At 72.6% G+C, this 19478-nt stretch carries 16 protein-coding genes; 8 read left to right on the top strand and 8 right to left on the bottom strand.

The window, feature by feature from the left end; genetic code table 11:
- Position 1: 1 nt before the first annotated feature.
- Positions 2-1039 carry an LLM class flavin-dependent oxidoreductase gene (locus FR742_RS15050; RefSeq protein WP_148031539.1) on the bottom strand — a complete coding sequence of 346 codons (1038 nt, stop codon included), beginning with the start codon at positions 1037-1039 and terminating at the stop codon, positions 2-4.
- Between the two features lie 228 nt (positions 1040-1267).
- On the opposite strand from FR742_RS15050, the gene FR742_RS15055 reads away from it, so the two are divergent.
- From FR742_RS15055 to FR742_RS15065, 3 genes are read left to right on the top strand one after another with little or no spacing between them, the layout of a single operon-like run.
- The gene (locus FR742_RS15055; RefSeq protein ID WP_187281155.1) at positions 1268-2665 is read left to right on the top strand and encodes an FAD-dependent oxidoreductase; all 1398 of its coding nucleotides are present in this window, start codon (positions 1268-1270) and stop codon (positions 2663-2665) included.
- A 33-nt stretch (positions 2666-2698) separates the two neighbouring features.
- Positions 2699-4015: an MFS transporter gene (locus FR742_RS15060; RefSeq protein ID WP_148031540.1), complete on the top strand. Its 1317-nt coding sequence runs from the start codon at positions 2699-2701 to the stop codon at positions 4013-4015.
- Positions 4012-4431: a metalloregulator ArsR/SmtB family transcription factor gene (locus FR742_RS15065; protein ID WP_148031541.1), complete on the top strand. Its 420-nt coding sequence runs from the start codon at positions 4012-4014 to the stop codon at positions 4429-4431. Before FR742_RS15060 ends, FR742_RS15065 begins: the two co-directional genes overlap by 4 nt.
- 57 nt (positions 4432-4488) lie before the next feature.
- Here FR742_RS15065 and FR742_RS15070 read toward each other — a convergent pair whose 3' ends face one another.
- The 3 genes from FR742_RS15070 to FR742_RS15080 form a co-directional block, all read right to left on the bottom strand.
- Positions 4489-5235, bottom strand: a complete 747-nt coding sequence (locus tag FR742_RS15070) for an MBL fold metallo-hydrolase (RefSeq protein ID WP_148031542.1) — start codon at positions 5233-5235, stop codon at positions 4489-4491.
- Between the two features lie 254 nt (positions 5236-5489).
- Positions 5490-5663, bottom strand: a complete 174-nt coding sequence (locus FR742_RS44545; RefSeq protein WP_187281156.1) for a hypothetical protein — start codon at positions 5661-5663, stop codon at positions 5490-5492.
- 97 nt (positions 5664-5760) lie between these two features.
- Entirely contained in the window at positions 5761-6522 is a 762-nt protein-coding gene (locus FR742_RS15080; protein WP_148031543.1) for an SDR family NAD(P)-dependent oxidoreductase, read from the bottom strand.
- Between the two features lie 136 nt (positions 6523-6658).
- On the opposite strand from FR742_RS15080, the gene FR742_RS15085 reads away from it, so the two are divergent.
- Positions 6659-8929, top strand: coding sequence for an ATP-binding domain-containing protein (locus FR742_RS15085; protein WP_148031544.1), 2271 nt, complete (start codon positions 6659-6661; stop codon positions 8927-8929).
- A 58-nt stretch (positions 8930-8987) separates the two neighbouring features.
- Here FR742_RS15085 and FR742_RS15090 read toward each other — a convergent pair whose 3' ends face one another.
- Positions 8988-9437, bottom strand: a complete 450-nt coding sequence (locus FR742_RS15090) for a MarR family winged helix-turn-helix transcriptional regulator (protein ID WP_261808544.1) — start codon at positions 9435-9437, stop codon at positions 8988-8990.
- 110 nt (positions 9438-9547) lie between these two features.
- Between FR742_RS15090 and FR742_RS15095 the strand changes: the two genes are divergently transcribed.
- Complete coding sequence (locus FR742_RS15095) at positions 9548-12769, top strand: efflux RND transporter permease subunit (RefSeq protein ID WP_148031546.1); 3222 nt, start codon at positions 9548-9550, stop codon at positions 12767-12769.
- A gap of 49 nt (positions 12770-12818) precedes the next feature.
- Here FR742_RS15095 and FR742_RS15100 read toward each other — a convergent pair whose 3' ends face one another.
- Positions 12819-13508: a TetR/AcrR family transcriptional regulator gene (locus FR742_RS15100; RefSeq protein WP_148031547.1), complete on the bottom strand. Its 690-nt coding sequence runs from the start codon at positions 13506-13508 to the stop codon at positions 12819-12821.
- A gap of 46 nt (positions 13509-13554) precedes the next feature.
- Complete coding sequence (locus FR742_RS15105; RefSeq protein WP_148031548.1) at positions 13555-14550, bottom strand: aldo/keto reductase; 996 nt, start codon at positions 14548-14550, stop codon at positions 13555-13557.
- A gap of 140 nt (positions 14551-14690) precedes the next feature.
- On the opposite strand from FR742_RS15105, the gene purB reads away from it, so the two are divergent.
- Together purB and FR742_RS15115 are read left to right on the top strand one after the other, a co-directional pair.
- Positions 14691-16121, top strand: a complete 1431-nt coding sequence (gene purB / locus FR742_RS15110; protein WP_148031549.1) for an adenylosuccinate lyase — start codon at positions 14691-14693, stop codon at positions 16119-16121.
- Positions 16118-16882: a GNAT family N-acetyltransferase gene (locus FR742_RS15115; RefSeq protein WP_148031550.1), complete on the top strand. Its 765-nt coding sequence runs from the start codon at positions 16118-16120 to the stop codon at positions 16880-16882. Before purB ends, FR742_RS15115 begins: the two co-directional genes overlap by 4 nt.
- A gap of 55 nt (positions 16883-16937) precedes the next feature.
- Here the strand turns inward: FR742_RS15115 and FR742_RS15120 are convergent, their stop codons facing one another.
- Positions 16938-18413, bottom strand: coding sequence for an aldehyde dehydrogenase family protein (locus FR742_RS15120; protein ID WP_148031551.1), 1476 nt, complete (start codon positions 18411-18413; stop codon positions 16938-16940).
- Between the two features lie 113 nt (positions 18414-18526).
- Between FR742_RS15120 and FR742_RS15125 the strand changes: the two genes are divergently transcribed.
- On the top strand, positions 18527-19354 hold the full coding sequence (locus tag FR742_RS15125; protein WP_261808545.1) for an IclR family transcriptional regulator: 828 nt from the start codon (positions 18527-18529) through the stop codon (positions 19352-19354).
- Positions 19355-19478 lie beyond the last annotated feature (124 nt).

The following is a 19478-nucleotide window of genomic DNA, read 5'->3' on the forward strand; positions in this document are numbered from 1 at the left end:
GTCACGCGGCGAGTTCCGCCAGCCAGGCGAGCTGCTCGGCGCGGTCCTCCAGGGTGGGCGCGTTCAGGCCGACGATCAGCCTGGTCGCGCCCGCCTTGCGGTAGGCGGTCAGCCGCTCGCGCACCCGCTCCGGGGTGCCGCACAGGGTGAGGGCGTCGACCAGGTCATCCGGCAGCTCCTCCACGGCCGCACCCAGGTCGCCGTCGAAGTAGGCGTCCTGGACCCGCCCGGCGGCCGGCCCGAAGCCGAGCCGGTGCGCCAGCCGGTTGTAGAAGTTCACCCCGCGCGTGCCCATCCCGCCCAGGTACAGCGCCAGCATGGGCCGCACCATGTCGCGGGCGTAGTCGGCGTCGTCGTCGACCATGGCCATCACCATGGGCGAGACCTCGACGCGGGAGGCGTCGCGCCCGGCGCGGGCCGCCCCGGCACGGACGTGCTCCAGGGTCTCGGCCACGTGCTCCGGCGGGAAGTGGATGGGCAGCCAGCCGTCGGCGATCTCGCCCGCCAGCCCGGCCGCCTTGGGACCCATGGCGGCCAGGTGGATCGGCAGCGGCCGCTGCACCGGCGCCGCCTGCATGGTCAGCTCCTTGCCGCGGCTGCCGGGCAGCGGCAGCGTGATCTCCGGCCCGTCGTGCCGTACGGGGCGGCCGTCGAGCGCGGTGCGGACCACGGCGACGTAGTCGCGCAGGTGGGCCAGCGGGCGCCGGTAGGGGTGGCCGTGCCAGCCCTCGGCCACCTGCGGTCCCGAGGCGCCGAGCCCGAGCAGGAACCGGCCGTCCGACAGGCGGTCCACGGTGGCCGCGGCCATGGCGGCGGCGATGGCGGTGCGGCCGGTCGCCTGGAGCACCCCGGTGCCCAGGCGGATCCGCTCGGTCCCGGCCGCGAGCCAGGCCAGCGTGGTGGCCGGGTCCACCCCGTACCCCTCCGACGCCCACACCGAGTCGTAGCCGAGCCGCTCGGCCTCCCGGACGAGCGAGAGCTGGGCCTCGTGGGTGGCCGCGACGGGCCCGAGGGTGCCGATGCTGAATCCGAGTCGCACAGTCGCCTCCTCCAAGAATGCCGATCTTGCCCCACTTTCTCCCATCCAGGCGGGTGACGCCAGCGCTGCCGGGCGCGTGAACGGACCGCTTCCGGGTACGTACTGATTAGATGTGCCTCTAATTTGACATGTCTCTAAGTTGTCGGCCATCCTGTCGGAGAAGCTACTTCGACAACTGTCGAAACAGCGCGGACCGTCGCGGCCCGCGGAACCATGAGGAGAAGCACCATGAGCGGATGCTGCGGTCCCACCGCCGTCGAACTCCAGCCGAGTGCGCAGGCCGTGCGGTCCGACGACCTGCCCGTCGCGGTCGTCGGCGCGGGCCCGGTCGGGCTGGCCGCGGCGGCCCACCTGGCCGAACGGGGCCTCGATTTCGTGGTGCTGGAGGCCGGTGAGCAGGCGGGCGCCTCGGTGGCCCAGTGGGGACACGTGCGGGTGTTCAGCCCGTGGAAGTACGACATCGACCCAGCCGCCCGCCGCCTGCTGGAAGCCGATGGCTGGAGCGCCCCCGACCCCGAGTGGCTGCCCACCGGGACCGAGCTGATCGACGACTATCTCGCGCCGCTGGCCAAGCTCTTCGGCGACCGGATCCGTACGGGCGCGAAGGTGAGCGCGATCAGCAGACTCGGCTACGACCGGGTCCGCACGGCGGGCCGCGAGCGGGCGCCGTTCCTGATCCGGCTGGCCGGCGGCGGCGAGCTGCACGCCCGCGCGGTCGTCGACGCCTCCGGCACCTACGCCACCCCGAACGTGCTCGGCGCGTCCGGCCTGCCCGCCCACGGCGAGGCCGACGCGGCGGACCTGGTCGACCACGCGCTGCCTGACGTGCTCGGCGCCGATCGCGACCGGTACGCCGGCAAGCATGTCCTGGTGGTCGGCGCCGGGCACTCGGCCGCCACCACGCTGCTCGCGCTCGCCCAGCTCGACGACACCCCGATCACCTGGGCCATCCGCGCAGGCGACGCCGGCCGTACCTACGGCGGCGGCGAGGCGGACGCGCTGCCCGCCCGCGGCGCGCTCGGCACCCGCCTGCACGCCCACGTCAGCTCCGGCCGCATCCGCCTGCTGACCGGCTTCTTCACGCACGCCGTCGAACGCGACGGCGCGCGGGCGCGGGTGATCAGCCGCGATCCGTCCGGCGCCGAGCAGGCCGTCACCGCCGACCGGATCGTGGCCGCCACCGGCTACCGCCCCGACCACGCCATCGCGAGCGAGCTGCGCCTGGACCTGGACGCGGTCCTCGGCTCCACCCGGGCGCTGGCGCCGCTGATCGACCCGAACGCGCACTCCTGCGGCACCGTGCCGCCGCACGGCGCCGACGAGCTCGCGCACCCGGAGGACGGCTACTACGCGGTGGGGGTCAAGAGTTACGGCCGCGCCCCCACCTTCCTGCTGGCCACCGGCTATGAGCAGGCCCGCTCGGTCGTCGCCGCGCTGGCCGGCGACTGGGAGGCCGCCCGGGACGTGCGGCTCGACCTGCCCGAGACCGGCGTGTGCTCCTCCAGCCTGGCCGAGGCCCAGGAGCAGCGCCTCGGCCTGGCCACCGGGATCAGCGGCGGCCTGCTGGGCAGCCCGCTGCCGCTGGCGACCGCCGGAGCCTCGCAGGGCGGCGGCTGCTGCGGCTGATCCCCGACGACCGCCTTTTTCCAAGGAGCGCTTATGCCGGCCGTCGATCCTCTCTCCGCCGCCTCGGCCGGCGGAGAGAGCGGTGCCCGCCCCGCGCCCGGCCGCGGCCTGGGCAGGGGGTGGCCCCTGGTGGCGGCGCTGGCCCTCACCCAGACCCTCGGGTTCGGCGTGCTGTACTACAGCTTCCCGGTGCTGCTCACGCCGATGAGCCGCGACCTGGCCGCCGACCCCTCGCAGGTCTCGCTCGCGCTGACGGTCTCGGTGCTCATCGCGGCGCTGGGCGCGCCGGTGGCGGGCCGCTGGCTGGACGCGCGCGGCGGCCGCGCCCTGATGACGGCGGGCTCGGTGCTGGGCGCCGTCTCGCTGCTGGCCTGGTCGCAGGTGCGGACCGTGGCCCAGTTGTACGCGGTGTTCGTCCTCATCGGCGTCGCCGCGGCCATGGTGCTGTACGAGGCGGCCTTCGCCGTGATCGTCGCCCGCTTCGCCGCCCCGGCCCGCGCCATGGCGCTGCTCGCGGTCACCGTGGTGGCCGGGTTCGCCTCCTCCATCTTCATGCCGGTGACCGGCGCGCTGGTCCAGGCGTACGGCTGGCGCCAGGCCCTGATCATCCTCGGCGTCGTCTACGGCGCGGCGGCCATTCCGCTGCACCTCCTGGCCGTGGGCCGTCCCCGGACGGGGAAGCCTTCGGCGTCGGACACGAGTGACTCGGCCCAGTCCGGGGCCGGCGAGCGGGCGGCGCTGGTGCGCGCCGCCACCCGCCAGGCGGCCTTCTCGTTGCTGGCCGCCGCCTTCACCCTGCACAGCGCCGGCACGGCCACCATCTCGGTCCTGCTCATCACCTATCTGATCCACCTCGGCCACCCGCCGCTGCTGGCCGCCGGCGTGGCCGGGCTGCTCGGCGTGCTGTCGGTCACCGGACGGCTGATCACCACCGGGCTGCAGCGCCGCCTGCCCGCCGCGCTGATCGCCGCCGCCATCTTCGCCCTGCAAGCCGTGGGCGCCGCCGCGCTGCCGCTGATCGGCGCCACCACCGCGGGCGCCGTCGCCGCGGTGCTGATGTTCGGGCTCGGCTTCGGCGTGGCCACCATCACCAAGCCGCACCTGCTGACCGAACGCCACGGCACCACCGCCTACGCCAGCCTGTCCGGCCGCCTGGCCCTGCCCGCCACCCTGGCCAAGGCCGTGAGCCCGGCCGCAGCCCTGGCCCTGGCCCAGGCCGCCGGCTACGGATGGGTCATGGCCGGCGTCGCCCTCACCTGCCTGACCGCCGCCGCGGCGCTGACCCTCTACCACCGCCTATCATTTAGACGAACATCGAAACACCAGTCAGGCCCGGAGGCTCCCGCATGACCGCCACCACCCTGCCCCTCGCCCGAAGCAGCCAGGACGCTCAGGCCGGGACGTGCTGCGCGCCGATCGCCCGCCGGCCGCTCAGCGAAGGCGACGCCGCCGAGCTGGCCGTCCTGCTCAAGGCGGTGGCCGATCCGGTCCGGCTGCGCCTGCTGTCCATGATCGGCTCCCACGCCGGCGGCGAAGCCTGCGTGTGCGACCTGACCGACGCCTTCGACCTGACCGCGCCCACCATCAGCCACCACCTGAAGGTGCTGCGCACCGCCGGCCTGATCGGCAGCGAGCGGCGCGGCACCTGGGTCTACTACTGGATCATCCCCGAGACGGTGAACAAACTGGGCGCCCTGTTCGCCCCGCTGACCGAGCCCGGCCCGCGCTCCGATCGTCCGGCGGACTCCGCGGTCACTCCGGCCTGAGCCCTGCGGACGGGCGTCTTCGGTTGAAAGCACCGGACGCCGGCCCTCGCTCGTTGATCAGTTCCACCCGAGTGGGACAGTGAGTCCTTCCTCGGCCGCCAGCACCTCACCGCCGAACTCCTCGCGGGCGGCGGCCACGGCGGCGGCCCGGTCGTTGCCCGGCCAGAAGTGGGTGAGCATCAACCGGCGTGCGCGTGCGCGTCGGGCCCAGTGACCGGCCTCTGTGGAGGCGAGCAGATTGCGGGTGGGGCGGTCGGCCTCGCCGTCGCGGTCGGTGGCCTCGACGATGAACAGGTCGGCGTCGCGCCCGAGCTCGGCGAGCGCGGGAGTCGGACCGGTGTCGCCGGTGTAGGCCAGGACGACCCCGTCGGCCTCCAGGCGGACGCCGGCGTTGGGCACATAGTGCGGCAGCGACAATCCCGTGAGGGCGAACGGCCCCACCCGGTGACCGCCTGGCAGCGGACGCACGTCGAAGACCGCGTGGAGGTCGGCGTCGGGCTCCAGCCCGCCGATCCGGTCGAGCACGCCCGCCGGGCAGTACAACGGCAGCCGCGGGCCACCGGGGTCGCCGTAGAAACGCATCCGGAACAACCCGTGCAGGTCGACGCAGTGGTCGGGGTGCTCGTGGGTGACGACGACCGCGTCAACCGCGCCGTCCGGCCAGTGCGCGAGCAACCGCGGCAGCGTGGCGTAGCCGAGGTCGAGCAGCAGCCGGTAACCGTCCCAGTCCACCGCGAACCCGCTGCAGGCACGGCCCGGCTCGGGGAACGCACCACAACTGCCGAGGACGGTCACCTGTCGCATCCGTACAGGATGCCAGTCCCCTGTGACGGTCGTGGAACGGCGAAGGCCCCCGCCGGGTCGGCGGGGGCCTTCAGCCATACGTCTGCGTACCGGTGTGCGTGTCGCCTCTCGGCGAAAGGCTCAACGCGGCTCCAGCCGTACGGTAGTCCGCGAAGGCGATAGGTGAGGCCCGGGGACACTGGGCACACCGGCCACGAGTCATGTAACCACCGGGAGGCCGCGGATGTTCCCGCGCGGCCGGCCGGTGAAGGAAGTCACCGGTCGACGGCGTAGGTCGACTGGACGACGCCCGCGCCGAGCACCCGCGTGGACCAGTGGGTCAGCGCGACGTCCTCCTCCAGCGGGCTGAGGGTGCCGTCACCGGTCAGGGCCCGCAGGATGAGCGCCCCGTTGTAGGCGACCTGCACGGCGCGGGCCGGCGCGGGCACGTCGGTGGCGGGGGCACGTCGGTGGCGGGGGCACGTCGGTGGCGGGGGCACGTCGGTGGCGGGGGCACTGAATGATTTACTTTGTAAAGGTGCCGGGTCAGTGCACCGAGAAGCCGCCGTCGACGTACAGCAGGTGGCCGGTGACGAACGCGGCGGCGTCGCTCGCCAGGAACACCGCGGCGCCCGCGAAGTCCTGGGGGACGCCGTTGCGGCCGGCCATGTGACGGGCGGCCATCTGCTCGACGCGGCCGGGGATGGCCTGGGCGGGCTCGGTCAGCGGGGTGAGGACGAATCCGGGGATGATCGTGTTGACCGACACTCCCTGGGCGGACCATGCCTCGGCCTGGGAGCGGGTGAGGCCGGCGAGCGCGGCCTTGGCGGCGCCGTAGACGCCGCTGTCGCCGAAGGCGCGGACGCTCTGCTGGGAGCCGATGTTGATGACGCGGCCCCAGCCGCGTGCGGCCATGAGCGGCCCGTAGTGCTGCCCGAGCAGGTAGGGGGCGGTCAGGTTGACCGCGATGGTCTGCGCGTAGTCGTCCTCGGTCAGCTCGGCCATGGGCTTGCGGATGTTGTTGGCCGCGTCGTTGACCAGCACGTCGATGTGGCCGGCCTGCTCACACACGCGGCGCACGGCCTCGCGGTCGCCGAGGTCGGCCACGATCGTGGCGGCGGTGACGCCGTGTCCGCGCAGCCGTTCGGCGGCCCGGTCGAGCCCGGCCTTGCCGCGGGCGACGATCACCACTTCGGCGCCGGCGCGGCCGAGCGCCTCGGCGATGGCGTAGCCGATGCCGGAGCTGCCGCCGGTGACCAGCGCGCGCCGCCCGGCGAGGGAGAACAGGCTCTGCAGGTAGTCAGGCATGATCGGCAAGCTAGCACGCGGCCCGGCGGAGGCGGTCGGCAGGGAGGCGTTGCCGCGCACGCCGACGGGAGGTAAGCTCGACTGCTTGACATCTAAGGCAGTCTTCACACGTATCCCATGAGGAGTATACCACTTGATGGATAATCGTCAAGATGCTCTCGCCGCGGCCCTTGACACTGAACAGCGGGTCGTGTCGGGCCTCTACGGCAGGCTCGACTCCGCCAGGGAGCGGGCGGAGTCGGCGCTGCGCGCCGTGCACGCCCGGGGCGGCGGCACCCGCCAGGCCATGGTCGAGCGCGAGGCCCTGGCCACGTCGCAGGCCCGCCGCCTGGCGCAGCTCAACGGGGTGGAGCGCGGGCTGTGCTTCGGCCGGGTCGACGACCGCGACGGCCGGAGCGTCTACGTCGGCAGGATCGGCCTGCGCGACGAAGAGGGCTCGGCGGTGCTCATCGACTGGCGGGCCCCCGCCGCGCGCGCGTTCTACCTGGCCACCGCCACCGACCCCGGCTCGCTGGTGCGCCGCCGCCACCTGCACCTGCGGGGCCGCACGGTCACGGGGCTGGACGACGAGGTGTTCGACCTGGAGGGGATGAGCGACGGCGAGCGCCGCACGCTGGTGGGGGAGGCGGCGCTGCTGGCGGCGCTGCGCCGGGGCCGCACCGGCCGCATGGGCGACGTGGTGGCCACCATCCAGACCGAGCAGGACCGGGTGATCCGCGCCTCGCTGCAGGGCGCGCTGGTGGTGCAGGGCGGGCCGGGCACCGGCAAGACGGTGGCGGCGCTGCACCGCGCCGCCTACCTGCTCTACACCCACCGCGACACGCTGGAGCGGCGCGGCGTGCTGGTGGTCGGCCCGAACGCGATGTTCCTGCGTTACATCGGCCAGGTGCTGCCGTCGCTGGGGGAGACGCAGGTGGTGATGGCGACGCTCGGCGAGCTGTTCCCGGGGGTGCGCGCGACGGCCGCCGACCCGCCGGCGGCCGCGGTCGTCAAGGGCGACATCCGGATGGCCGGGGTGGTGGCCGCGGCGGTGCGCGATCGCCAGCGGGTGCCGGACGGCGAGCTGGTGGTGGAGCTCGACGGGTTGCGGCTGCGGGTCCCGCACGAGACCTGCGCCCGGCACCGGGCGCGGGCGCGCGCGGTGCGGCTGACGCACAACATGGCACGCAAGCTGTACGTGACGGAGATGCTCAAGGAGCTGGCCAGGGCCGAGGCGCGGGCGCTGGAGGAGGGGCTGCGCCTGGCGGAGATGGAGCTGGAGGACCCGGAGCTGGCCGGGCCGCTGGACCTGGAGTCCGACCTGGACGAGATCGACCTGGCGGTGGCCTCGGAGCGGCTGTGGGCGCAGCCGGAGGTGCGGGAGGCGCTCGACGCGCTGTGGCCGGAGCTGACGCCGTCGCGGCTGATCGGCGAGCTGCTGTCCTCGCCGGACACGCTGGAGGCGCTGTGCCCGCCGGACCTGGACTGGCGGGCGCTGGTGCGGCCCGCCGGCGCCGCCTGGACGGCCGGTGACGTGCCGCTGCTCGACGAGGCGGCCGAGCTGCTGGGCCAGGACGACTCGGCGGCGCGGGCGGCGGGCCGCCGCGCTGAGGAGGACCTGCGCGAGCGTCACCTGTTCGCCCGGGAGGTGCTGCAGACCACCGGCGTGCTGGAGGAGGGCATCTTCGAACGGGCCGACGTGCTGGCCGAGCGGCACGCCGACGACGGGTCCGAGCTGACGACGGCCGACCGGGCGGCGCGGGACCGCACCTGGGCGTACGGGCACGTGATCGTGGACGAGGCGCAGGAGCTGTCGGCGATGGCCTGGCGGCTGGTGATGCGCCGGGTGCCGGCCAAGTCGCTCACGGTGGTCGGCGACCTCGCGCAGACGGGTTCGGCGGCCGGGGCCCGCTCGTGGGGCGAGGTGCTGGATCCGTACCTGGAGGGCCGCTGGCGGGAGGAGCGGCTGGAGGTGAACTACCGCACCCCGGCCGAGATCATGGAGGTGGCGGCGGACGTGCTGGCGGCGATCGACCCGTCGCTGACGCCGCCGCGCTCGGTGCGCGACGGCGGCGCGCCTCCCCGATCGGTGCGGGCAGGGCTCGCGGACCTGCCGGAGCTGGCCCGCGAGGAGCTGGCGGCGATCGGCGAGGGCCGGGTGGGCGTGGTGGTCCCGGACGCGCTGTACGGGCGGGCGGCGGCGCTGTTCCCCGGGCAGGACCTGGACGCGCCGGTGACGGTGCTGACGGTGACGAGGGCCAAGGGGCTGGAGTTCGACGCGGTGATCGTGGCGGATCCCGCCGCGATCCTGGCCCAGTCGCCGAACGGGGCGCAGGACCTGTACGTGGCGATCACGCGGGCGACGCGCCGGCTGACGGTGGCCTGCGAGGGTGAGCTGCCGTCGTCGCTGTCCCGCCTGACCAGCTGATCTACATTGTAAAGGCGCCGGGCGGGGGTCGCGATCTCCCGTACGGAGGGAACCCCCGCTACGACGCCCGATGCAGCTCGGCGGCGGCTTCGTGGAGGCGGACGGTCACGTGGTGCAGGCAGCGGAGCGTCTCGGTGTCGAGGTGGTTCATGATCCGGCGGTACTGCTTGAGGCCGGCGTCGTTGATCTCCTCGATGAGGGTGCGGCCGGCGGGGGTGAGCTCGACCCGGCGTACGCGCCGGTCGTGCGGGTCCTCGTGGCGGCTGACCAGGCCGTGGGCGACCAGGCGGTCGACGAGGCCGGTGACGGTGCCGAGGGTGACGCCGAGGTTGTGGGAGAGGTCCTGGCCGGTGGCCGAGCCGTTGGCGGCGACGAGCATGATGACCTTGAGCTGGCGCATCGTGAGGTTGGAGGAGAACAGCGGCGACTGGTGGCGGGCGAGGGCCCGGCCGAGGTCGCGCTGGATCTCCATGATCTGGTGGATCAGATCGTCGCGTTCGTCGTTCACGTACACCTCTCGCTTTCCTGAGAAGGTTATCAGGAACGTCGTGCGACGTTAAATATTCGTCCAAGGCGAAGTGTTAGTCTGGGGCCGAAATCTTGAAGGGAACCGACTCCATGACCGCACTCGCCCGGTTGAGCCTTGCCAACCGCAGTCTAGTGATCTTGATCGCGGTCGTGCTCAGCGCCTTCGGCCTGTTCACGATCCCGCAGCTGAAGCAGCAGTTGCTGCCGTCGCTGAGCTTTCCCGGCGCCTTCGTGGTGGCGGCTTATCCGGGCGCGTCGCCGGACATCGTGGAAGAACAGGTCACCGAGCCCCTGGAGGACTCCTTCCAGGGGCTCGACGGCATGGAGTCGATGACCTCGACGTCGAAGGAGGGGCTGGCGCAGATCCAGGTCGCCTTCGAGTACGGCACCGACGTCGACGCGGCGATCAGCCGGATGCAGCAGGCGGTCAACCGGATCGGCGGCCAGCTCCCGGCGAACGTGGAGCCGCAGGTCGTGGCGGGCAGCACCGACGACATCCCGGTGCTGGTGCTGGCGGTGGGCGACGGCGGCGACCCGCGGGAGATGGCCGACAAGCTGCGCGGCATCGTGCTGCCGGAGCTGCGGGCCGTCGACGGCGTGCGCGAGGCGCAGGTGACCGGCACCCGCGACGAGGTCGTGACGATCACGCCGGATCTGGGGAAGATGGCGCTGGCCGGGGTGTCGGCGGCGCAGATCCCCGAGGTGCTGCGCGCCAACGGCACGCCGGTCCCGGCCGGTTCGCTGGTGGAGGACGGCACGTCGCTGACCGTCCAGGTCGGCACGCGCGTCGAGTCGGTCGAGGACATCCGCGACCTCTATCTCACGCCCGCCCAGCCGCAGCCCCAGGCCCAGCCGCAGCAGCAACAGCAGGCTCAGAACGCGCAGCAGGCGCGGCAGGCCCAGCCGCAGGCGCCGCAGCAGGCCGTCCAGCAGCGCGCGCCGAAGCCGGTCAAGCTCGGTGACGTGGCGACCGTGGAGCGCGGCCTGTCCGACGCCACCACGATCACCCGCACCGACGGCCACACCAGCCTGGGCGTGTCGGTCACCATGGTGCCCGACGGCAACGCGGTGGCGATCTCCCACGAGGTGCGCGAGAAGCTGCCCGAGCTGACCCGCGCGCTCGGCGACGGCTCCGACACCGCGATCGAGGTGGTCTTCGACCAGGCCCCGTACGTGGAGGAGTCGATCGAGAACCTCACCACCGAGGGCATCCTCGGTCTGGTGTTCGCGGTGCTGGTCATCCTGGTGTTCCTGCTGTCGGTGCGCTCCACGCTGGTGACGGCGGTGTCGATCCCGCTGTCGGTGGTGATCGCGCTGCTGGTGCTGTGGCTGGGCGACTACTCGCTCAACATGCTGACGCTGGGCGCGCTGACGATCGCGATCGGCCGGGTGGTGGACGACTCGATCGTGGTGCTGGAGAACATCAAGCGGCATCTCAGCTATGGCGAGGCCAGGCGGTCGGCCATCCTGACGGGCGTGCGCGAGGTGGCGGGCGCGGTGACGGCGTCGACGCTGACCACGGTGGCGGTGTTCGCGCCGATCGCGATCGTCGGCGGCATGGTGGGCGAGCTGTTCGCGCCGTTCGCGATCACGGTGACGGTGGCGCTGCTGGCCTCGCTGGTGGTGTCGCTGACGGTGGTGCCGGTGCTGGCCTACTGGTTCCTCGGGACGCGCGGGCTGACGCCGGAGGAGGCCAGGGCGCAGAGGGAGAAGGCAGAGGCCAAGGAGCTGCGCTCGCCGCTGCAGCGCGCCTACCTGCCGGTGCTGCGTTTCGCCACCCGTTTCAAGGTCGTGACGCTGCTGATCGGCGTGGTGGTGTTCGCCGGCACGATGGGGCTGGCGGGCAGCCTGCAGACGAACTTCCTGGACTCCTCGGGCCAGGACACGATCTCGATGAGCCAGCGGATGCCGGTGGGCGCCGACCTGAAGACCACCGACAAGGCGGCGGCCAAGGTCGAGGAGGTGCTGGAGCAGGTCGACTCGGTCGAGTCCTACCAGGTGAACGTCGGCGGCGGCAACGCCATGATGGGCGGGACCGGGGGCGGCGCCGACCGCGCCTCCTACTCGATCACGATCAAGGACGGCAGCGACACTCCGGCGGTGGAGCAGGAGCTGCGTGACCGGCTGGCCGAGGTGTCGGGCATCGGCGAGGTGACGGTGGGCGGCGCGTCGGCCGCGGGGTTCTCCTCCGACAGCGTCCAGGTGATCGTGCGCGCTCCCGACATCGGCGCGCTGCGCTCGGCCGCCGACGCGGTGACGGGCGCCATGGGCCAGGTGGAGGGGCTGCGGGACGTGTCCTCGAACCTGGAGACGAGCGCCCCGCGGATCGAGGTGCGGGTGGACCGGGAGAAGGCGGCCGCGCGCGGCCTGACCGAGGCGCAGATCGGGCAGACGGTGGCGCAGGCGTTCCGCGGCGCCCCGCTGGGCCAGCTCACGCTGGACGGCCGGGCGAGCGACCTGGTGCTGCGCGTCGGTGACGCGCCCGACGACGTCAAGGCGGTGCGGGACCTGCGGCTGCCGACGGCGTCCGGGCTGGTGAAGCTGTCGTCGGTGGCCGAGGTGGAGAAGGTGGACGGTCCCACCCAGATCACCCGGATCGACGGCGAGCGTTCGGCCACCGTCTCGGCGAAGGCCACGGCCGCCGACCTGGGCAGCGTCACCGCCGAGCTGACGCGCGAGCTGGACGGGCTGGGCCTGTCGGCCGGCGCCGCGTACGAGATCGGCGGCGCTTCGGCGGACCAGGAGGAGGCGTTCGCGGACCTGGGGATGGCGATGCTGGCGGCGATCGCCATCGTCTTCATGATCATGGTGGCGACATTCCGCAGCTTCGTGCAGCCGCTGATCCTGCTGGTGTCGATCCCGTTCGCGGCGACCGGCGCGGTGGGGCTGCTGGTGGCCACGGACACGGCGATGGGCGTGCCGGCGCTGATCGGCATGCTGATGCTCATCGGCATCGTGGTGACGAACGCGATCGTGCTGATCGACCTGATCAACCAGTACCGCGCCCAGGGCATGGGGATCGTGGAGGCGGTCGTGGAGGGCGGCCGGCGGCGGTTGCGGCCGATCCTCATGACGGCGGTGGCGACGATCTGCGCGCTGGTGCCGATGGCGCTCGGCGTGACGGGTCATGGCGGGTTCATCTCGCAGCCGCTGGCGATCGTGGTGATCGGCGGTCTGATCAGCTCGACGTTGCTGACGCTGGTGCTGGTGCCGACGCTGTACACGATGGTGGAGCGGGGCAAGGAGCGGATGCGGCGCACCCCGCCGGAGGCGAAGCCGGAGCCGAAGGTGCTGGAGACGGCGGCGCCCTGACGGGCGTGTCCGCCCGTGCGGCCCGGTGCCGTGCGGGCGGACGCCCCCGCTAGCCGCTCGTGGCGATGCGGTCGAGCCAGTCGGCCAGCAGGGCGCGTTCCGGCGCGTTGAGCGCGGTGGTGCGGGGCAGCACCGCGCGCAGCGCGACGGCGGCTGCGACCGGCCCGCCGTCCGGCGTCGCGCCGGGCGGCGGGCCGGTGGTGATGGTGGCGATGACCGAGTCGCGGGCGGTGGCGGACAGGGCCGGGTCGCGCTGCTCCTCGGGCATGGAGATGAGGGTGAGGGTGATCCCTCGGCCGGCGGCGTGCACGAGGAGGGCGGCGCGTTCCTCGGTCATGGCGAGCCGGCCGGCCTCGGCGATGCGGTGGATCATGCCGGAGAGGATCTCCGACGCCTGGCGGGCGGCGGGTGACTCGCCGGGGCGCGGGTCGCCGTAGATGAGGCTGTAGAGGGCGGGGTGCGCCAGGCCGAAGCCGACGTGCAGGTCCCAGCCGCGGCGCAGGTCGGCGACCGGGTCGTCGGTGACGGGGTTGTCCTTCTTGCTGCGCAGGTAGGTCTGGAAGCCGTGGCCGGCCACGGCGTCGAGCAGGCCCTGTTTGTCGCCGAAGACGCGGTAGATCGCCGGGGCCTGCACCCCGGCGGCGGCGCTCACGGCGCGGGTCGAGACCGCGTCGCGCCCGCCCTCGGTGAGCAGGGCCGAGGCGGCTTCGATGATGCGGTCCCGGTGCGTCTTCGCCATGTTTCCGATGGTAACAGGATGATGTTATCGATTTGGCCCGTGCCGGTCATCGTTCGCTGTCCAGGTGGGCCATCGCCGGCGCGGCGTAGCGCGCGCCGGAGGCGGCGCCGGCGGGCACCGCGCGCTCGATGTCCGCCAGGTCCTGCTCGGTGAGGTGGACGCCGGTGGCGGCGAGGGATTCGGCCAGCCGGGCCCGGGTGCGGGCGCCGACGAGCGGGACGATGTCCTGGCCCTGCCGGCTCACCCAGGCGATCGCGGCCTGGGCGGTGGTCACGCCCTTGCGTTCGGCGACGCCGCGCAGGGCCTCCGCCAGTGCCAGGTTGCGCTCCAGGTTGCCGCCCTGGAAGCGCGGGCTGGCGGTGCGGAAGTCGCCGGCGGCGAGGTTTCTGTCCGGGGTCCAGTGGCCGCTCAGCAGGCCGCGCGACAGCACGCCGTAGGCCGTGACGCCGATGCCGAGCTCTCGCGCGGTGGGCAGGATCTCGGCCTCGATGCCGCGTGACAGCAGTGAGTACTCGATCTGCAGGTCGCTGATCGGGTGCACGGCGGCGGCCCTGCGCAGGGTGTCGGCGCCGACCTCGGACAGGCCGATGTGGCGGATGTATCCGGCCTGGACCAGCTCGGCGAGCGCGCCGACGGTCTCCTCGATGGGCACTTCGGGGTCGAGCCGGGCGGGCCGGTAGACGTCGATGTGGTCGGTGCCGAGCCGCCGCAGGCTGTAGGCGAGGAAGGTCTTGGTCGCGGCCGGGCTGGTGTCGTAGCCGAGCCAGCCGCCGTCGGGGCCGCGCAGCGCGCCGAACTTGACGCTGATCACGACGCGGTCGCGGCCGGCGCCGCGCAGGGCGTCGCGCAGGAGCAGCTCGTTGTGGCCCATGCCGTAGAAGTCGCCGGTGTCCAGCAGTGTGACGCCCGCTTCGAGGGCGGCGTGGATGGTGGCCAGCGACTCCTTCTCGTCGGCGGGGCCGTAGAGGTCGGACATGCCCATCAGGCCGAGCCCGAGCTCGGACACGACCGGCCCGGTGACGCCGAGGGTGCGCGTGTTCATGAGGTGTCTCCCCGAGATGTTTTCACTGTTAACAGAACTGACGATATCACCGATAAGTTATCGGCGCTACCGTAAGAATGTGATCGCTGATACCGGCCTGTGCGGTACGGGCCGCGCACCTGGCCATACACTTGTCCAACGTGACTTCCAAGCCTCGCATCCCTGACGTCCTGGCAGCCCGTTACGCCTCGCCGGAGCTGGCCCGCCTGTGGTCTCCCGAGCACAAGGTGATCGCCGAGCGGCGGCTGTGGCTGGCGGTGCTGCGCGCGCAGGCCGAGCTCGGCGTGGCGGTGCCGGAGGGTGCGATCGCCGACTACGAGAAGGTCGTCGACCGGGTCGACCTGGAGTCGATCGCGGCGCGCGAGCGGGTGAGCCGTCATGACGTCAAGGCGCGCATCGAGGAGTTCAACGCGCTGGCCGGGCACGAGCAGGTCCACAAGGGCATGACCTCCCGCGACCTGACGGAGAACGTCGAGCAGTTGCAGGTCCGCGACAGTCTCCTGCTGGTGCGCGGCCGCGTGGTGGCGTTGCTGGCCCGCCTGGCCGAGCTCGCCGCCCGTCACGAGGCGACCGTGCTGGCCGGCCGGTCCCACAACGTCGCCGCCCAGGCCACCACCCTCGGCAAGCGTTTCGCGGGCGCCGCCGACGAGCTGCTGGTGGCCTACCGGCGGCTGGAGGAGCTGATCGCCCGCTACCCGCTGCGCGGCATCAAGGGCCCGGTCGGCACCGCCCAGGACATGCTCGACCTGCTCGGCGGCGACCACGCCAAGCTGGCGGAGCTGGAGGAGCGCGTCTCGGCCCACCTGGGCTTCGAGCGCCGGCTGACCAGCGTCGGCCAGGTCTACCCGCGCTCGCTGGACTTCGAGGTCGTCACCGCGCTCGTCCAATTGGCCGCCGCGCCGTCCTCGCTGGCCAGGACGATCCGGCTGATGGCCGGTCACGAGCTGGTCACCGAGGGTTTCAAGGAGGGCCAGGTCGGCTCGTCGGCGATGCCGCACAAGATGAACACCCGCTCGTGCGAGCGGGTCAACGGCCTGGCCGTGGTGCTGCGGGGTTACGCCTCCATGGTGGGGGAGCTGGCGGGCGACCAGTGGAACGAGGGCGACGTGTCCTGCTCGGTGGTGCGCCGGGTGGCGCTGCCGGACGCGTTCTTCGCCTTCGACGGCCTGGTGGAGACGATGCTGACGGTGCTGGAGGAGTTCGGCGCCTTCCCCGCCGTGATCTCCGCCGAGCTCGACCGCTACCTGCCGTTCCTGGCGACGACCAAGATGCTCATGGCGGCGGTCCGGGCCGGGATGGGGCGCGAGCGGGCGCACGAGCTGATCAAGGAGCACGCGGTGGCGTCCGCGCTGGCGATGCGCCGGAGCGGCGGCGCCAACGAGCTGCTCGACCGGCTGGCCGCGGACGAGCGGTTCCCGCTGGACCGGGCGGCGCTGGATGCGCTGCTGGCCGACCGGGTGTCGTTCACCGGCGCGGCCGCCGGCCAGGTGCGGGAGGTCGTCGAGCAGGTGGGCCGTGTGGTGGCCGAGCACCCGGAGGCGGCCGCGTACCGTCCGGGCGCCATCCTGTGATCCACGAGCTGGCCTCGCTCGCCGGGTTGCGGGCCGCGTGCGGTGACGACGACCTGGTGGTGTGGAACGCGCAGGACCTCGGCGGCGGCGGGCCGGCGCGGGCGTGGGCGTCAGGCGGCGCGGTGGTGTCCGCCGCGCCCGGGGTGTCGCGCCACGACCGGCTGGCGGTGTGGGGGGAGGCCGCCGACGCGGTGGAGCTGGTCCGGCACGCGCTGGCCGAGCTGGGGCCCTCCTACCGGCCGTGGGGCGAGCGGGAGCTGCTGGCGCAGGTGGTGGCGAAGCTGGACGGGCTGCAGGTGGGCGGCGCGTTCTCCTGGATGAGCCTGGCCGACCGGCCTGGTCCGGGTTTTCCGTCCGGTCCGCCCTTCGCGACGGAGGTGGGCTGGTTGCCGGCTCACACGGAGGGGGAGGTTGCCGCGCTGCTGGCGGTGGACGCGCCGGACTCCTACGCGGCTCCCGGGATGCCGGGGGTGCGCCGGTGGGCGGGGGTGCGGGTGGACGGGGTGCTGGCGTCGGTGGCGGCCGACGCCTGGCCGGCTCCGTCGGTGGGGGTGCTGGCGGGGGTGGCGACGGCGGCCGCGTTCCGGGGGCGGGGGCTGGCCGAGCGGGTGTGCGGGTGGGTGTCGGGGGAGCTGGTGGCGTCGTACGGGCGGGCGGCGCTGATGGTGGACGACGACAACGCCACGGCCATCGCCGTGTACGAGCGGCTCGGGTATCGGATCAGGCCGGTGCTGTCCTCGTACATGAAATCTACAATGTAAAGGGCGTGGGCGGGTGCGGAAACCGCACGTCACCAACCCTTCAACCCTGCGACGGTCAGAAGGGGTAGGTGCGGGGTTCGTCCCGTACGGTGACCCACTGGGTCTCGCAGAACTCCTCGGCGGCGAAGCCGAGGCCGAACCGTCCCCAGCCGCTGTCCTTGACGCCGCCGAAGGGCATCTGTGGTTCGTCGTTGACGGGCTGGTCGTTGACGTGGACGATGCCGGCTTCCAGGGTGGCGGCCAGGCGTAGTCCGCGCCGGCTGTCGCCGGTGATGATGGAGGCGGCGAGTCCGAGGTCGGTGTGGTTGGCGCGGGCGACGGCTTCTTCGGCGGAGTCGACGGTCTCCACGACGACGACGGCGCCGAAGGTCTCGCTCTGGGCGATCTCGGCTTCGTCGGGGACGTCGGTGAGGACGGTGGCGGGGTAGCAGGGGGGTGCGGGTTCGCCGCCTGCCAGGACGTGGGCGCCGAGTCCGACGGCTTCTTTGACGCGCCGGTCGAGCAGGGCGAGGGCCCATTCGTTGATGACGGGGCCGATGACGGTGGCGGGGTCGGCGGGGTCGCCGGTGGGGAGTCGGGCGGCGCGGGCGGCGAAGCGTTCGGTGAAGGCGTCGGCGAGGGGGCGTTCGACGTAGATGCGGCGGGCGCACATGCAGACCTGGCCCTGGTGGATGAAGGCGCCGTAGACGGCGGCGTCGACGGCGTGGGTGAGGTCGGCGTCGGCGGCGACGATGAGGGGGTTCTGGCCGCTGAGTTGCAGGACGACGCGTTTGAGGTGGCGGCCGGCTTTTTCGGCGAGGCGTCTGCCGGTGGGGGTGGAGCCGGTGAAGTTGAGGCGTTTGACGAGGGGGCTGGCGAGGAGGGTGTCGCCGACGGCGCCGGCTTCGCCGGGTGCGTGGGTGATGACGTTGAGTGCTCCGGCGGGGAGTCCGGCTTGGTGGAGGATTTCGGCCCAGAGGGTGCCGCCGGTGTAGGGGGCTTCTTCGGAGGGTTTGAGTACGACGGTGTTGCCGAGGGCGAGGGGGCCGGTGATGGCGCGGCCGGAGAGGGTGAGTGAGGCGTTCCAGGGGGCGATGGCGGCGACGACGCCGACGGGTTTGCGTACGGCCATGGCTTGGGTGCCGTCGGTGTCGGAGGGGAGGAGTTCGCCTGCGGGGCGGTAGGCGAGGTTGGCGGCTTGGCGGAGGAGTTTGACGGCGAAGTCGAGTTGTACGGTGCTGAAGTGGTGGCCGCAGCCGGTTTCTGCGGCGAGTGCGGCGAGGACGTGGGTGGCGCGTTGTTCGAGGAGGTCGGCGGCGTTGAGGAAGACGCGCTGGCGTTCGGCGGGGCGGGTGCGGCTCCAGGTGGGGAAGGCGTGGTGGGCGGCGGTGATGGCGCGTTCGGTGTCTTCGGCGTCTCCGGCTGCGGCGTGGCCGAGGATGTGGCCTGACCAGGGGGATCGGTTGGGGTAGGTGCGGCCGGTGGTTGCGGGTGTCCAGGTGCCGGCGATGAAGTGTGTGGTGTTTGCGGTCCAGGGGTGTGCCGCGGCCATCGAGTCCCCGATCTTCTTGCTCGTTGTTGCCGGCCGTTAGCTTTCCGGTGGTGGGGGCGGGCTGTCCACAGCGGTTCGGATGGTTAGAACGTTGGGGTCGTATTCTGGCACGCGTGGCTGATGATGGTTCTTCTCGTGGTCGTGCGGCGGCTGGTTCTTCGGCGTTCTCGGTGTCTTTGGAGCGGGGGCTGAGTGTGCTGTCGGCGTTCGGTGGTGATCGTTCGGTGCTGGGGATCGCGGATCTGGCGCGGGCGGTGGGGCTGAACAAGAGCACGACGTATCGGTATGTGGCGACGTTGGTGAAGCTGGAGTATCTGCGGCAGGACCCGGAGACGAAGAAGTATTTCCTGGGGCCGCGGGTGGTGGATCTGGGTTTCGCGGCGATCGATTCGATGGAGTTGACGAAGGTGGCGGGGCCGGTGTTGCAGGCGCTGGCCGATGAGACGGGGTTCACGGCGAGCATGGGGCTGTGTGACGGGCCGGACGTGGTGTATGTGGATCGGCGGCGTAGTGCGCGGCGGAGTTCGCTGGCGATGGATCTGAATTTGCATGTGGGGTCGCGGTTGCCGGCGTACTGCACGTCGATGGGGAAGGTGTTGCTGGCTTTCCGGGATCCGGTGGCGTTGCGGCAGACGCTGGATCGGATCGACATGGCGCGGCGGGGCCCGAAGACGATCACGAACAGGGAGCAGTTGGTGGCTGCGCTGGCGAAGGTGCGGCAGAGCGGGTGGGCGGTGAACGACGAGGAGCTGGCGCCGGGGTTGCGGTCGTTCGCGGCGCCGGTGCGTGATCGTTCGGGTGAGGTGGTGGCGGCGGTGAACGTGGCGGTGCATCTGACGATGGCGCCGGCGGCGGTGGAGTCGCTGGCGGGGCGGTTGGAGGGGCCGTTGCGGCGTACGGCGGCGGAGATTTCGCGGCGGTTGGGTTACCGGCCGGAGTAGGGGCGTTCGGGGGAGGCAAATCGCGTTCGGGTGGTTCGAACGCTGTGTTGCTCTGGTGTGGGCGGGACCGTACGGTCGGCTCAACTTCCGCCACCGGAGGTCCGTGCCGTTCCCCGGCCAGCTG

It is taken from the genome of Nonomuraea sp. C10, assembly GCF_008017515.1.
GTDB lineage: Bacteria > Actinomycetota > Actinomycetes > Streptosporangiales > Streptosporangiaceae > Nonomuraea > Nonomuraea ferruginea.